At 72.5% G+C, this 14,372-nt stretch carries 14 protein-coding genes; 6 read left to right on the top strand and 8 right to left on the bottom strand.

Features of this window, described 5'->3' with window-relative positions:
* Positions 1-278: 278 nt before the first annotated feature.
* Entirely contained in the window at positions 279-935 is a 657-nt protein-coding gene (locus ACZ52R_RS25370) for a response regulator (RefSeq protein WP_465754202.1), read from the bottom strand.
* A 116-nt stretch (positions 936-1,051) separates the two neighbouring features.
* Complete coding sequence (locus tag ACZ52R_RS25375) at positions 1,052-2,296, bottom strand: sensor histidine kinase (RefSeq protein ID WP_465754203.1); 1,245 nt, start codon at positions 2,294-2,296, stop codon at positions 1,052-1,054.
* A 260-nt stretch (positions 2,297-2,556) separates the two neighbouring features.
* Between ACZ52R_RS25375 and ACZ52R_RS25380 the strand changes: the two genes are divergently transcribed.
* The 4 genes from ACZ52R_RS25380 to ACZ52R_RS25395 all read left to right on the top strand — a co-directional run bounded on the left by ACZ52R_RS25380 (position 2,557) and on the right by ACZ52R_RS25395 (position 6,231).
* Positions 2,557-3,387: a class I SAM-dependent methyltransferase gene (locus ACZ52R_RS25380; RefSeq protein WP_465754204.1), complete on the top strand. Its 831-nt coding sequence runs from the start codon at positions 2,557-2,559 to the stop codon at positions 3,385-3,387.
* 118 nt (positions 3,388-3,505) lie between these two features.
* On the top strand, positions 3,506-4,519 hold the full coding sequence (locus tag ACZ52R_RS25385) for an aldo/keto reductase (RefSeq protein WP_465754205.1): 1,014 nt from the start codon (positions 3,506-3,508) through the stop codon (positions 4,517-4,519).
* A gap of 93 nt (positions 4,520-4,612) precedes the next feature.
* Complete coding sequence (locus tag ACZ52R_RS25390) at positions 4,613-5,200, top strand: TetR/AcrR family transcriptional regulator (RefSeq protein WP_465620712.1); 588 nt, start codon at positions 4,613-4,615, stop codon at positions 5,198-5,200.
* Between the two features lie 110 nt (positions 5,201-5,310).
* A complete protein-coding gene (locus ACZ52R_RS25395) occupies positions 5,311-6,231 on the top strand; it encodes an ADP-ribosylglycohydrolase family protein (RefSeq protein WP_465754206.1) in 921 nt (306 codons plus the stop codon).
* A 101-nt stretch (positions 6,232-6,332) separates the two neighbouring features.
* Here ACZ52R_RS25395 and ACZ52R_RS25400 read toward each other — a convergent pair whose 3' ends face one another.
* Positions 6,333-6,599 carry a GlsB/YeaQ/YmgE family stress response membrane protein gene (locus ACZ52R_RS25400; protein WP_360490216.1) on the bottom strand — a complete coding sequence of 89 codons (267 nt, stop codon included), beginning with the start codon at positions 6,597-6,599 and terminating at the stop codon, positions 6,333-6,335.
* A 177-nt stretch (positions 6,600-6,776) separates the two neighbouring features.
* Positions 6,777-7,043, bottom strand: coding sequence for a GlsB/YeaQ/YmgE family stress response membrane protein (locus ACZ52R_RS25405; RefSeq protein ID WP_360490218.1), 267 nt, complete (start codon positions 7,041-7,043; stop codon positions 6,777-6,779).
* A gap of 199 nt (positions 7,044-7,242) precedes the next feature.
* On the opposite strand from ACZ52R_RS25405, the gene ACZ52R_RS25410 reads away from it, so the two are divergent.
* Positions 7,243-8,484 carry a glycosyltransferase gene (locus ACZ52R_RS25410; RefSeq protein WP_465754207.1) on the top strand — a complete coding sequence of 414 codons (1,242 nt, stop codon included), beginning with the start codon at positions 7,243-7,245 and terminating at the stop codon, positions 8,482-8,484.
* A gap of 146 nt (positions 8,485-8,630) precedes the next feature.
* Here ACZ52R_RS25410 and ACZ52R_RS25415 read toward each other — a convergent pair whose 3' ends face one another.
* From ACZ52R_RS25415 to ACZ52R_RS25430, 4 genes are all read right to left on the bottom strand, one after another.
* On the bottom strand, positions 8,631-10,178 hold the full coding sequence (locus tag ACZ52R_RS25415) for an NCS1 family nucleobase:cation symporter-1 (protein WP_465620718.1): 1,548 nt from the start codon (positions 10,176-10,178) through the stop codon (positions 8,631-8,633).
* Positions 10,179-10,217: 39 nt separating this feature from the next.
* The gene (locus ACZ52R_RS25420) at positions 10,218-11,231 is read right to left on the bottom strand and encodes a TIGR03842 family LLM class F420-dependent oxidoreductase (RefSeq protein ID WP_360490224.1); all 1,014 of its coding nucleotides are present in this window, start codon (positions 11,229-11,231) and stop codon (positions 10,218-10,220) included.
* Positions 11,232-11,404: 173 nt separating this feature from the next.
* Positions 11,405-12,835: a dihydropyrimidinase gene (gene hydA / locus ACZ52R_RS25425; protein ID WP_465620720.1), complete on the bottom strand. Its 1,431-nt coding sequence runs from the start codon at positions 12,833-12,835 to the stop codon at positions 11,405-11,407.
* An 11-nt stretch (positions 12,836-12,846) separates the two neighbouring features.
* Positions 12,847-13,689: a nitrilase-related carbon-nitrogen hydrolase gene (locus ACZ52R_RS25430; RefSeq protein WP_360490228.1), complete on the bottom strand. Its 843-nt coding sequence runs from the start codon at positions 13,687-13,689 to the stop codon at positions 12,847-12,849.
* Positions 13,690-14,101: 412 nt separating this feature from the next.
* On the opposite strand from ACZ52R_RS25430, the gene ACZ52R_RS25435 reads away from it, so the two are divergent.
* Positions 14,102-14,179, top strand: a complete 78-nt coding sequence (locus ACZ52R_RS25435; protein WP_107054354.1) for a putative leader peptide — start codon at positions 14,102-14,104, stop codon at positions 14,177-14,179.
* The last annotated feature ends 193 nt before the right edge of the window (positions 14,180-14,372 follow it).

Here is a 14,372-nt window from a genome sequence, read left to right on the forward strand (position 1 = left end):
AGGCACGGCATTTCCACGCCGGATGGGTGACAGCGGCTCAGCCCGCGGTACGAACCGGGAGCACGCGACGGCTCAGGGAAGCCCGCTCCGACGGCCGCCCTGACTCCGGGGGAACATCCGGGGAATACCCGCGTGAACACCGGTCGATGTCATGCCCCGACGAGCCCCTGCCGTGCGCCGTCCTCGACCGCTCCGTCGCCGCTGGGCCGCCGAAGGGCCGCCCGCACCGCCGAGGGACCGCCGGTGCGCCGCCGCTGGGGGCGGCACAGCCGCCGCCCTCAGCCGTCCCCGACCAGCCCGGCATCGCGTGCCAGCAGCGCGGCCTGGACCCGGTTGCCGACGCCGAGCCCGGTCAGGATCCGGCTGACGTGCGCCTTGACGGTGCTCTCCCGCATCCCCAGGACGCCCGCTATCTCGGCGTTGGAAAGCCCGTCGGCGAGTTCGCGCAGCACGTCGGTCTCGCGCGGAGTGAGCCCGGCGACCCGGCCGCGGGCGGCCACCGACCGGGGGGCGCCGCCACGGTGGTAGCGGTCGATCAGGCGTCGCGCGGCCGCCGGGTGCAGCATCCCCTGGCCGCCCGCGACGACATGCACGGCCCGGGCGATCTCGGCGGGCGGGGTGTCCTTGAGCAGGAAGCCGTCGGCCCCGGCGGCGAGCGCTTGGTACACGTACTCGTCCAGGTCGAAGGTGGTGAGCGCGATCACCCGCGGGGCGTCGGGCAGTTCGCGCAGGCGGCGGGTGGCGGCGATGCCGTCGAGCCGGGGCATCCGGATGTCCATCAGCGCGACGTCGATCCGCCGACTCCCGGCGAGTTCGACGGCCTGGAGCCCGTCGGCGGCCTCGGCGACCACGGTGAGCACCGGGTCCTGGGCGAGCAGGTCGACCAGACCGAGGCGAACCAGCGGGTCGTCGTCGACCACCATCGTACGGATCATGCGCTCTCCTTCGGCTGCTGCGTCGGTTGCGGTGTCGGTTGCGGTGTCGGTTGCGGTGTCGGTTGCGGTGTCGGTTGCGGTGTTGGCTGCTGGAACTGGTCGGGCCGCTCGGGCCGCTACGGCTGGATCGGTTGCTGCCGCTGGACCGGCCGCGGCGAGCGGACCGGCCCGGGTAACCGGGCGGAGAGCCGGAAGCCGCCGCTGCCGTCCGGGCCCGCGTCGAAGTGACCGCCGAGCGCGCCGACCCGTTCGCTCAACCCCACGAGGCCGTACCCGCCGCCCGTGCCCGGACCGTCCGGCGGCGCCTCACCCGGGCCGTTGCGGACCTCGACGGTGGTCGCCGGCTCCCCGTAGCCGACCCGGACGGTAACCGGCGCGGCGGGCGCGTACTTGCGGGCGTTGGTCAGCGCCTCCTGGACCAGGCGGTGCACGGCCAGCCGGTGGGTGGTCGGGACGGTCTCCGGGTCGCCGGCGGTGGCCAGTTCGACCTGCTGCCCGGCCTGGACCGCCTCGCCGACGAGCTCGGTGAGGTCGCGCAGGGCGGGCCCCGCGACGGGCCCGGCCCCGCTCGGCCGGGACGGCTCGCCCTCGCCCTCGCCCTTGGCGTCGGGTCGGGTCGGCGGCTCGGCGCGCAGCGCTCCCAGGACGTCCCGCAGGTCGTCGAGCGAGCTGGCGGCGGTGGTGCGCAGCAGTTCGAGCCGGTGGGTGAGCCGGTCCTGGTCGGCGGCGACGGTACCCGCCCGGGCCTGGTCGCGCAGCACGCCGGCGTGCAGCACCAGCAAGCTGAGGCGGTGGGCCAGCACGTCGTGCATCTCCCGTGCGATCCGGGCGCGTTCGGTGGCCCGGGCCTGTTCGGCGCGCAACTCGCGCTCGCGGCGCAGCGCGTCGACCTGCTCGTGCAGGGTGCGGATCAGCACCCGTCTGCCGTGCAGCCACAGGCCGACCGACAAGGTGGCTGCCTGGACAAGGAGTTGGGAGCCGGTGGTGCCGGCCCAGCCGACCAGCGACTGCGCGCCGGACGCGCTGACCACCGCGATGACCGTGCCCCCGGCCGCCGCCGGGCCGGTCCGGCCGAGGTAGGCGAGGTGGAAGACGCTGAACAGACCGGGGAAGGCCCGGTTGAACAGCCCGGCGGTGAGCACCGGCAGTACGGCGGAGGCGACCGGGGAACGGCGGGCGAAGAGCAGCGAGAGCGAGGCGAGCGCGGCCACGACCGTACGCGGCACGCGCAGCGGGCCGTCCGCGTGGAGCCACTGGACCAGGGACTCCTCGGCGGCGAGGGCGAGCAGGCCGAACAGCAGCAACGTGTCGGTCCAGGGCCGACGGTCCGGGCCGTACCAGCCGAGCAGGCTCCTGCGCATCGGGCTCCTCCTCTCCTCGTTCCGCGGTTCGTTCGCCGTTCCCTCCGCCCTCCGCCTCCGCCTTCCGCCCTGCGGTCCGTCGGGCACAAGCGCGGACGCGGGCGCGGACACGGACGGACACGGACACGGGCTCGATGCTAGGGGCGCTCGGCTCCGGGCCGCCTCCGTCTTCCGGCCAACCGCACCCTCGACTTTCGTCGGGGGTGCGCGCCGCTGACCGGCCGATTCGCGGCGCTCCCGCCCTTCCTAACGTCGATGACATGACGGACGACCAGCTCCACCGACGCACCAACTCTGCTCCCTCGGAACACTGTTCACCGTCCGGTCGGGACCACCTGCTGTTCCTCGCCGAGGCCCTGCGCACGTTCCACGACACCGGCGCCCTGGCCCCGAGCGGCCCGGAGCTGGTGAGCGCGCTGGTGGTGCCGGTCACCAGCCGCCCCGACCGGCCGATCTCGGTGCTCGAGGTCGGCGCCGGCACCGGCGTGGTGACCCGCCGGCTGGTCCAAGTGCTGCGCCCGGGAGACCGGTTGCACGTCGTCGAGGCGAACCCGCGGTTCGCCGACCGGCTGCGGGAGGACCCGGTGCTGGCCGCCCGCCGCCCCGGAGTAGGGCTGCGACTCTCGGCCTGCCGGGTCGAGGAGCTGCAGTGCCCCCGCCCGCCGGCGCCGACAGGGGCCCGACCGACGGAGGCCGCACCAACGGAGGCCGCACCGACGGGGTCCGGACCGGCGGAGCACGGGGAGCGGTACGACGCGATCGTGTCCGGGCTGCCGTTCACCAACTTCCACCCCGCGCAGGTCCGCGAGATCCTCGGCCTCTACCTGCGGCTGCTGACGCCCGGCGGCGAGCTGACGTATTTCGGGTACCTCGGCACCACGACGGCGCGCACCCTCACCTCGGGAGCCCGCCGGGGCGCCCACCACCGCGCGGTGGTGCGACTGCTGCGGCAGTTCGAGGCGACGTACGGGCTGGGCGAGCGCACGGTGTGGCGAAACCTGCCACCCGCCCGGGCCCGCCTCCTCCGCTCCCCGGGCGGGCGTGAGGACTGGGCGACCCGGTCGGGGCGTTCCGCAATCCCCAACAGATGACAATCGACAGATTTCAACTTTCAGATAACAGACGACAGCGAACAGATTTTGAAATCTGTTCGCCGTCGTGCCATAGTGGGACTCGGGCCACCCCGCCCCCGCCTCCCCTGGAGTACCCATGTCCTCGACCACCCGCCCCGCGCAGCGCCCCCTCGGCACCGCCGGGCCCGTCACCTCGACCCTCGGCCTCGGCTGCATGGGCATGTCCGACATGTACGGCCCGGCCGACGAGGCCGAGAGCATCGCCACCGTCCACGCCGCCCTCGACGCCGGGCTCACCCTCCTCGACACCGGCGACTTCTACGGCATGGGCCACAACGAGCTGCTGATCCACGAGGCCCTGCGCGGCCGCGACCGCGAGAGCGTGCAGATCAGCGTGAAGTTCGGCGCCCAGCGCGGCCCGGACGGCCAGTGGCTCGGCTACAACACGAGCCCCGCCGCCACCAAGACCGCGCTCACCTACACCCTGCGCCGCCTGCGCACCGACCACGTCGACATCTACCGACCGGCCCGCCTCGACCCGACGATCCCGATCGAGGAGACCATCGGCGCCATCGCCGACCTGGTGAAGGGCGGCTACGTCCGCCACATCGGCCTCTCCGAGGTCGGCGCCGACACCCTGCGCCGGGCCGCCACCGTCCACCCGATCAGCGACCTGCAGATCGAGTACTCCCTGCTCACCCGCTCGATCGAGACCGCCATCCTCCCCGCCGCCCGTGAGCTCGGCATCGGCATCACCGCGTACGGCGTGCTCTCCCGCGGCCTGCTCAGCGGCCACTGGAACCAGGAGCGCGCCCTCGCCGGCACCGACTTCCGCAGCCACAGCCCGCGCTTCCAGGGCGAGAACCTGGCCCACAACCTCGCGCTGGTCGAGGCGCTGCGCGTGATCGCCGCCGCGAAGGGAGCGAGCGTCGCCCAGGTCGCCATCGCCTGGGTGGCCTCGCGCGGGCAGGACATCGTCCCGCTGGTCGGCGCCCGCCGCCGGGAGCGTCTGGCCGAGGCCCTCGGCTCCCTCGACGTCACCCTGACCGAGGCCGACCTCGCCGCCATCGACGCGGCCGTCCCCGCCGGCTCCGCCGCAGGTGACCGGTACGCTGCGGCGCAGATGGCCCACCTGGACAGCGAGCGCTGACCAGCCCCGGGCTGCGACACCCGCAGCACCGACACCGCGGGCCGGAGCACCCCGGCACCGACCGATCGCACGACCCTAAGGACGGACCTCCCCGTGACCACGGACACCACACTCACCGCCGAGCAGATCCTGATCGCGGCGGAGGACGTCCTCCGGCGGTTCGGCCCGGCCAAGGCCACCGTCGTGGACGTCGCCCGCATCCTCGGCGTAAGCCACAGCAGCGTCTACCGCCACTTTCCGAGCAAGGCGGCGCTGCGCGAGGCGGTCACCCAGCGCTGGCTCGACCAGGCGCACTACCAGCTCGCCACCATCTCCACCGAGGGCGGCCCCGCCGCCGAGCGGCTGCACCGCTGGCTGACGACACTGTTCGCGGCCAAGCGGAAGAAGGCGCTCGACGACCCGGAGCTGTTCGCCACCTACATGGTGCTGGTCGAGGAGACCAGCGGCACCGTCGACGCGCACATCGACACCCTGGTCAAGCAGATCGCGCAGATCTTCCAGGACGGCGTGGACAGCAAGGAGTTCAAGCTCGGCCACATCCTGAACACCGCCCGCGCCGTCTTCGACGCCACCGCCCCGTTCCACGACCCGGCCTACGCGCCCACCTGGTCCGCTCCAGGCGCCGACGAGCGTTTCGAGGCCGTGTGGAAGCTCGTCCTCGGCGGCCTGAAGGCCAAGTGACGCACCACGCACAGGTGATCGAGACGCCGACACCCGGAGGAAATCCGGTCGTCGGCGCCTCGGCCGTCCGGCAGACTGCCGCACACGGTTGATCTCACCTGGAGGATGACATGCGTACGGCCGGTCCGGTCCTGGACAGCCTGCGGGGGCTCGCCCTCGGCGACGCCTTCGGCGACCGCTGGTTCTCGGTCCCGGTGGACGAGGCGCCTGCGGCGCTGGCCGCGCGCCTGACCCGCCCCGCGCCCTGGCACTGGACCGACGACACCGCGATGGCACTCGTGCTGGTCCGCCACCTGACCACCCACGGCGAGGTCCGTCAGGACGCGCTGGCCGGGGAGTTCGGCGCCGAGTACGCACGCGAGTACGGCCGCAAGTACGGTCCGTCGATGCACCGGGTACTGCGCGGGATCGGGGCGGGCGGGGACTGGCGGACCATCACCGCGGGCCAGTTCGAGGGCCAGGGCTCGTACGGGAACGGTGCCGCGATGCGAGTCGCCCCGCTGGGCGCCTGGTTCGCCGACGACCTGGACGCGGTGGCCCGGCAGGCCGAACTGCAGGCGCTCACCACGCACTTCCACCCGGAGGCGGTCGTCGGCGCGGTGGCGGTCGCCCTCGCGGCGGCCTTCGCCGTCCGGAGCCGGGGCGAAACCCCGCCCGGCCGGGCCGAGTTGCTGACCGAGATCGCCGGACGGCTGCCCGACAGTGACGTCCGCTCCGGCCTGCGGATCGCCGCCCGGCTGCCCGAGCACACCAGCGTCCGGCACGCCGCCACCGTGCTCGGCTCCGGGGCCCTGATCTCCGCCCCGGACACCGTCCCGTTCGCCCTCTGGTCCGCCGCCGGGCACCTGGACTCACTGACCGAGGCCGTCTGGCGCACCCTGGAGGGCTGGGGCGACCAGGACACCACCTGCGCGATCGCCGCCGGGGTGGTCGCCGCCCGCACCGGGCTCGCCGAGGTCCCGGCCACCTGGCTGCACGCCCGCGAGGAACTGCCGGGCTGGGTCGCCGAGGTGTCCGCGGACGCCGACTGACGGCCGGACCGACCGGGCGTTCGGGGTGATCGGAGCGATCAGGGCGATCAGGGCGATCAGGGCGGTCAGGGCGGTCAGGGTGATCGGGGTGATTCGGCCGATCAGCGCCGGACGACTCGCAGGAACACCCCGTAGCCGAACAGCAGCACCACCGCGCCGCCGATCGCCGACACCCAGGTCGTCAGGTCGAGGAAACCCACCTTCACCGACCCGTGCATCCAGTGCGAGACGATCCAGGTGCCGACGTAGGAGCCGGCGATGCCGATCAGGGTGGTCCCGATCAGACCGCGCTCACCTTTCCCCGGCATCGCCATCCTGGCCAGGGTGCCCGACACCAGGCCCAGTACGATCCACGCCATCCAGCTCATCAGTCGCCCCTCGCGTCATCGGCGTGACGGCCCCGTCGAGACAGCGGGTCCGGTCCGAAGGACGCCGGAGGGCGCCGCTTGGTTTCCGGTACCCGCGACGGCCGACTCGAATCGGCCACCCGGACGACCCGCGACCCGCGCCCCCGCTCCGAACAGCCGACGACTGCACCAGCCGTCCTAGCGACGCGAGTTGCCGAACAGCAGCCGGTAGACGATCAGCAGCACCAGGGCGCCGCCGATCGCCGACACCCAGGTCGCTCCGTCGAAGAAGTGCGCGTTGATCGACCGGTGCAGGAAGTGCGACGCGATCCAGCCGCCGACGAAGGAGCCGGCGATGCCGATCAGGGTGGTCACGATCAAGCCGCCCGGGTCCTTGCCCGGCAGCAGCAGCTTGGCCAGCCCTCCCGCCAGCAGGCCCAGCACGATCCACGCCACGATGCCCATCCGTCATCCTCCTGTCCCCGGCGCGACGGCCCCGTTCCGTCCGCTCTGCCCCCAAGGACGCCACCGCACGCCGCCCGGTTCCGATGCCGCGGGGCACAGCGCCCGAATCCGGCCACCGCCCGTCGCCGTCCGCTGCCCTCCCCCGTCCGCCGCGCGTGGCGTCCTTCCTGCGGCCCGGCCGCGCCGCAATACTGCGGCCATGCGCATCCTGATCGCCACCGCCGGGTCCCGCGGCGACGTGGCCCCCTTCACCGGGCTCGGGGTCCGCCTGCGGGCGGCCGGCCACCAGGTCGCCATCGCCACCCACACCACCTTCGCCGAGACCGTACGGGCGGCCGGACTGGAGTTCCGCCCGCTGCCGGTCGACCCGCGCGCCGAACTCGCCTCCGAGCAGGGCCGGCGACTTCTCAAGGCCGGCAGCGGACCGGCCGTCGTCCTCCAACTCCTTCGACTTGGCCGGAAGTTCATGCCCGCGCTCGGCGACGGCATCGTCGGGGCCGTCGCACTCGGCACCGACCTCCTGCTGACCACCAGCACCACCAGCGCGCTCGGCCAGGCCGCCGCCGAAGCCGCCGGCATCCCCACCATCGGGCTGTTCCTCCAACCCATCGCCCCCACCCGCGAGTTCGCGCCCGCCGTCACGGGCACCCGATCGCTCTCCCGGCCCGGCAACCTACTCGCCGGACACGCCGTCCAGGCCGCGACCGACCAGCTGTTCGTCCCGGCCGTCCGCGGGCTGCGCCGCCGGCTCGGCCTGCCGCCGCTCGGCATCGCCCGGGCCCGGCGCAACCACCCCGTCCTGCACGGCTTCTCGCCGACGGTCGTTCCCCGGCCGGCCGACTGGCACCCCCGACTGGACGTGGCGGGCTACTGGTGGCCGGTCGCACAGCCGCACTGGCGACCTCCGGCCCGGCTCGTCGGCTTCCTCGCCGCCGGTCCACCACCGGTCTTCGTCGGCTTCGGCAGCCTGGTCGTCCCGGACCCCGAGCGGCTCACCGCCACCGTCCTCGCGGCCGCCCGCGCCGCCCGGGTGCGCCTCCTCCTGCAGGCGGGCTGGAGCGGTCTGGCCGCCGAGGACTCGGACACCGTCCTGACCATCGGCGACACCCCGCACGACTGGCTGTTCCCCCGCACGGCCGCCGTGGTCCACCACGCCGGCGCCGGCACCACGGCCGCCGCCCTCCGTTCCGGGACCCCGACCATCCCCGTTCCCGCCCAACTGGACGCCCCCTTCTGGTCGGCCCGGCTCGCCGCCCTCGGCGTCTCCCCCGGCCCCGTCCCCCTCCGGGCCCTCACCCCCACCCGCCTCGCCACCGCCCTCCGCCGCACCCTGGACAACCCCTGCTACCGCACTCGCGCCCAGGCCATCGCCACCACCCTCGCCGCCGAGGACGGCGCCGCGAAGGTCCTCGCCGCCGTCGAGCGGGCGACGGCCGGGTGACAGGCGGAGCACGACGCGTGGAGCACGACGGGTCACGGGTTGCAGCAGACAGCAGACAACGAACAGCAGACAGCTGACAGATTTCGAAATCTGTCAGCTGTCTGCTGTCGTCTGTCATCCGCTGTCCGCTGTCATCCGCCCCGCCGCTACCCCTCCCCAGCCTCCAGCCCCCGGCGGAGGTTGAGGAGGACGTAGAGGATCACCGCCGCCGCGAGGCCGACGGCCCAGCCGTAGTCGGCGAGTGGCTTGAGGAAGGGAATGAGGCCGTCCGCCGGGAACGGGCCCTGCTTGGCGCCGTGGGCGTCGACGGTGGAGTACGAACCGCCGACCGCCAGCAGGCCGCCCACCAGCAGAGCCGTGACGGCCCGCCAGTTCCAGCCACCCGTGTACCAGTACGCCCCGCCCGGACGGTACAGCTCGGCGAGCCGGAGGTGGGTCCGGCGCAGCAGCCAGTAGTCCGCGATCAGGACCCCGGCGACCGTGCCGAGCAGGCCGCCGACCACCCCCAGCCAGGTGTAGATGTAGACGTGCGGGTCGGAGATCAGCCGCCACGGGAAGATCGCGATCCCGACCACGCCCGTGATCAGCGCCCCGGTACGGAAGTTGACGAACCGGGGCAGCAGGTTGGCGAGGTCGTAGGCCGGCGAGACGACGTTGGCGGCGAGGTTCACCGACAGGGTCGCGACCAGGACGGTCAGCAGCGCGAACAGGATGCCGACCGGGTTCTCCATCTTCGCGGCGAGCCGGATCGGGTCCCACACCGGTTCGCCGTACACGGCCTGGGAGCCCGAGGTGACCAGGACGGACAGGAACGCGAAGAGCGTCATCGTGGTCGGCAGGCCGAGCGCCTGGCCGCGGATCTGGGCCCGCTGGCTGCCGCCGAAGCGGGTGAAGTCCGGGATGTTGAGCGACAGGGTGGACCAGAACCCGATCATGCCCATCAGTGCCGGGAAGAAGACCTTCCAGAACCCGCCGCCCCACCCCAGCGTGGACGGCTGGTCGAGCAGCGGTCCGAAGCCGCCCGCCTTGACGGTGATCCACGCCAGCAGCGCGAGCGCGCCGACGATGACGAACGGCGCCGCCCAGTTCTCGAAGCGCCGCAGCGTTTCCATCCCCCGGGCGATGATGATCATCTCGATCAGCCAGAACACCAGGAAGGAGAGCCACTGGGTCCACGGGTAGCCGCCGAACTCGCCGGCGGTGCGCCAGGACTGGCCGAACAGCTTGCCGGCCAGCAGGAAGATGCCCTCCCCGCCGATCCAGGTCTGGATGCCGAACCAGGCGCAGGCGACCGCCGCCCGGACGAGCGCGGGCAGGTTGGCGCCGCGCAGCCCGAACGAGGCCCGGGCGAACACCGGGAACGGGATGCCGTACTTGGTGCCGGCGTGCCCGGTGAGCAGCATCGGAACCAGCACGATCAGGTTGGCGAGTGCGATGGTCAGCACCGCCTGCTTCCAGTCCATGCCGATCGCGACGAGGCCCGAAGCCAGTGTCCACGAAGGGATGTTGTGGGCCATGCCGACCCAGAGCGCGAGGAAGTTGTACGTGGACCAGGTGCGCCGCGCGACCGGGACCGGCCGCAGGTCGTCGCTGGTGAAGCCGTTGGGAGGCAACTCCTCGACGGCCGGGTCGAGTTCGACCCGGCCGTCGGGGTGCTGCCACTGTCTGCCGCCGCCGGTCGCGGTGTCGGCCATGGGCAACTCCCGTCTGCTGCAACTGGGATCACATCGGGATCACACGTGGGGGATGACGTCCGTCCCGTAGGCGTCGATGGTGGTCTCGATCGCGTCGTGCATGGCGTAGACGGCGAACTGGTCGACGCCGAGCGAGCGGAGCTCCGCCAGTCGGGCGCGCTGCGTCTCGGCCGGGCCGATCAGGCAGAAGCGGTCCACGATCCCGTCCGGGACGAAGGTCGTGTCCGGGTTCCCGGCCCGGCCGTGGTGGCTGTAGTCGTAGCCCTGGCGGTTCTTGATGTAGTCGGTGAGCGCCTCCGGCACCAGGTCGGAGTGCTCGCCGTAGTGGCTGACCAGGTCGGCGACGTGGTTGCCGACCATTCCGCCGAACCAGCGGCACTGTTCCCGGGCGTGGGCGAGGGCGGCGGGCGAGTCGTCGGCGGTGACGTAGGCGGGGGCGGCGACGCAGATGGTGACCGAGTTCGGGTCCCGACCCGCCTCGACGGCGGCGGCCCGCACCGCCTTGACCATGAACTCGGTGAGGTAGGGGTCGGCCAACTGCAGGATGAACCCGTCGGCCTGACGCCCGGTCAGCGCCAGCGCCTTCGGCCCGTATGCGCCCATCCAGATCGGCAGCGACGCACCCGGGCCGACCCAGGGCAGGTGCATCTCGGTGCCGTCCACCTCGACGGTGCGCCCCTCCGCCAACTCCTTGATGGCGTGCATGCCTTGGGAGAGCCGGGCGAGGGTGGCGGGGTGGCGTCCGGCGACCCGCATCGCGGAGTCCCCGCGGCCGATCCCGCAGACGGTGCGGTTGCCGTACATGTCGTTGAGCGTGGCGAACAGGGAGGCGGTGACCTCCCAGGTGCGGGTCGAGGGGTTGGTGACCATCGGGCCGACGGTCAACCGCTCGGTCTCGGCGAGGATCCGGCTGTAGATGACGAAGGGTTCCTGCCACAGGACGCAGGAGTCGAAGGTCCAGCCGTGGCTGAACCCGGCCTGTTCGGCGCGGATCATCCGGTCGATGAGCTTGCGGGCGGGCGGGTCGGTCTGCAGGACGAGGCCGATGTCCATAACTGGCTCCTGGAACAAGGGTGGGACCGCCGCCCGACCGCCGGTCGGGCCCGGGCGGCGGCTGGTCGACAAGGGGACGTGCGGGTCGAAGGGGGTACCGAGGTGGCGGGATACCGAGGTCGCGAGGCACCGAGGCACCGAGGCACCGAGGCACCCGGGTAACGACGTGCGGCTCAGACCAGGTACTGGCAGGTGTCGCGGCGCAGGAAGGTGCCGTGCCCGGCCCGGCCGAGCCAGGTGCCGTCGTCCAGCACGACGGTGCCGCGCGAGAGCACCGTCCGCGCCCGGCCGGTGAGTCGGCGGCCCTCGTACGCGGAGTAGTCCACGTTCATGTGGTGGGTCGCGGCGGAGACGGTCTGCACCGCGGTGGGGTCGTAGACGACGAGGTCGGCGTCAGCGCCCGGCGCGATGGTGCCCTTGCGCGGGTGCAGCCCGAACATCCGGGCGGGCGTGGTGCAGGCGATCTCGACCCAGCGGCGCCGGCTGATGTGCCCGTCCACGACGGCCTGGTGGAGCAGGTCCATCCGGTTCTCCACGCCCGGAAGGCCGTTGGGGATCTTCGAGAAGTCGCCGCGCCCGAGTTCCTTCTGTCCGACGAAGCAGAACGGGCAGTGGTCGGTGGAGACCACCTGGAGGTCGTTGGTGCGCAGCCCGCGCCAGAGCGCCTCCTGGTGCTCGCGCGGCCGCAGCGGCGTGCTGCACACGTACTTGGCGCCCTCGAAGCCGTCGGCGCCCTCCTCGGCGAGGTTGTCGGTGGAGAGGAACAGGTACTGCGGGCAGGTCTCGCCGAAGACGTTGAGCCCGGCGTCGCGGGCCTGGGCGAGCTCGGCGAGGGCGGCGGCGGCGGAGACGTGCACCACGTAGAGCGGGCTGCCGGCCACCTGGGCGAGCTTGATCGCCCGGTGGGTGGCCTCGGCCTCGAGCAGTTCGCGGCGGACCTCGCCGTGGTAGCGGGGGGCGGTGCGCCCGGCGGCGAGCGCCTGTTCGACCAGGACGTCGATGGCGATGCCGTTCTCGGCGTGCATCATGATCAGCCCGCCGTTGGCGGCGCCGCGCTGCATGGCGCGCAGGATGCGGCCGTCGTCGCTGTAGAAGACGCCGGGGTAGGCCATGAAGAGCTTGAAGGAGGTGGACTCGCCGGAGTCGACGAGGGCGTCCATCTCCTTCAGCACGCCGTCGTTGACGTCGGAGACGATGGTGTGGAAGGCGTAGTCGATGGCGCAGTTGCCGTCGGCCTTGGCGTGCCAGGTGTCCAGGCCCTCGCGCAGCGAGCCGCCGACGGGCTGGACGGCGAAGTCGACGATGGTGGTGGTGCCTCCCCAGGCGGCGGCCCGGGTGCCGGTCTCGAAGGTGTCGGAGGCCGCGGTGCCGCCGAACGGCAGCTCCATGTGGGTGTGGGCGTCGACGCCGCCCGGGATGACGTAGTGGCCGGTGGCGTCGATGGCGGTGTCGGCGGTCCAGGCCTCGGCGGCGGAGCTGCCGGTGGCCGCGAGGGCGACGATGCGCTCGCCCTCGATCAGGACGTCGGCGTGGAGTTCGTCGGTGGCCGTGATGACGAGGCCGCCGCGGACGACGGTGCGCTGCTGGGGGTCGCGGGTGGTCATCGCGCTGCTCCTCAGGCCTCGGCGAGCGGTCCGTAGGCGTCGGGGCGGCGGTCGCGGTAGAACGCCCATTGCTGGCGGACCTGTTCGATCAGGCCGAGGTCGAGGTCGCGGACGACCAGTTCCTCCTCCTTGTCGGAGGCGACGTCGCCGACGAACTGGCCGCGCGGGTCCACGAAGTAGGAGGTGCCGTAGAAGTCGTTGTCGCCGTACTCCTCGGTGCCGACCCGGTTGATGGCGGCGACGAAGTACTCGTTGGCGACGGCGGCGGCGGGCTGTTCGAGCTGCCAGAGGTAGGAGGAGAGGCCGCGGCTGGTGGCGGAGGGGTTGTAGACGATCTGCGCGCCGGCCAGGCCCAGGGCGCGCCAGCCCTCGGGGAAGTGGCGGTCGTAGCAGATGTAGACGCCGACCTTGCCGACGGCGGTGTCGAACACCGGCCAGCCGAGGTTGCCGGGCTTGAAGTAGTACTTCTCCCAGAAGCCCTTGACCTGCGGGATGTGGTGCTTGCGGTACTTGCCGAGGTAGCTGCCGTCGGCGTCGATCACGGCGGCGGTGTTGTAGTAGACACCGGTCTGCTCCTCCTCGTAGACCGGGACGACGATGACCAGCCCGAGTTCGCGGGCGAGGTCCTGCATCCGGCGTACGGTCGGGCCGTCCGGGACGGCTTCGGCCCAGCGGTAGTGCTCGGGCTCCTGGACCTGACAGAAGTACGGGGAGTTGAAGACCTCCTGGAAGCCGATGATCTTCGCGCCCTGGCCGGCTGCCTCGCGGGCGTACCGCTCGTGGAGGGCGATCATGCTCTCCTGGTCGCCGGTCCAACGGGTCTGGACGAGCGCGGCACGGACGATCTGCGACATGGGTACCTCCGCAACTCCGCGGCCCGGCCGTGCGGTCGGACCCGCGGTATGAGGGTTGACGGGGCGGGTCTCACCCGCGGGTCCGCTCGGGGATCCGCAGGGGTCTACGTGCGTAGAAAGCGATCTGTAGACGGTAGGCCGGGCCTTGGTGGCCTGACAATACGTCGACGGAAACGCGTCTGGGCCGATCTTGTTGTGCGGACACGCGGACGGTCCTGGGTGGGATGAAAAGCTCATCTACCCCGCACGTAGCTTCTTTACTCATTCGACACTCATTCGACTGAAACCGGGGGCTTGAGGGATGGATTCGGCCACTGCGTGGTAAGGCCGCGTCGAGACAAGCGCCGGCAGGTCGACGACCGCCCCCGGCCCGGCTTGACTTCGTCCGGTTCGCTCGGGAAGGATCCGGCACATGGAATCCGGCGCCACTCTGGTCTGCCGCCTGCACGTCGATCTGCGACGCCAGGCGAGTTCCATCTGTGCGTGTTGACCCTGCACTTCCCCGCCGGTTCCGCTTCCGCTTCCGCCCTGTGACGTCTGCCAGGGCCCGCGCCGCGCACCCGCACCCGCCGTCCTGACTTCCGCCCGTTCCCGGCGCACCCCGTTGCGTGCCGGGCCGCTCCATCGGCCCGCGCCCACCGACCGGCGCCGGACCCGGGCACCCCCCGCCGACGTTCCCGCGC

Source organism: Kitasatospora sp. NPDC034023, from assembly GCF_055575795.1.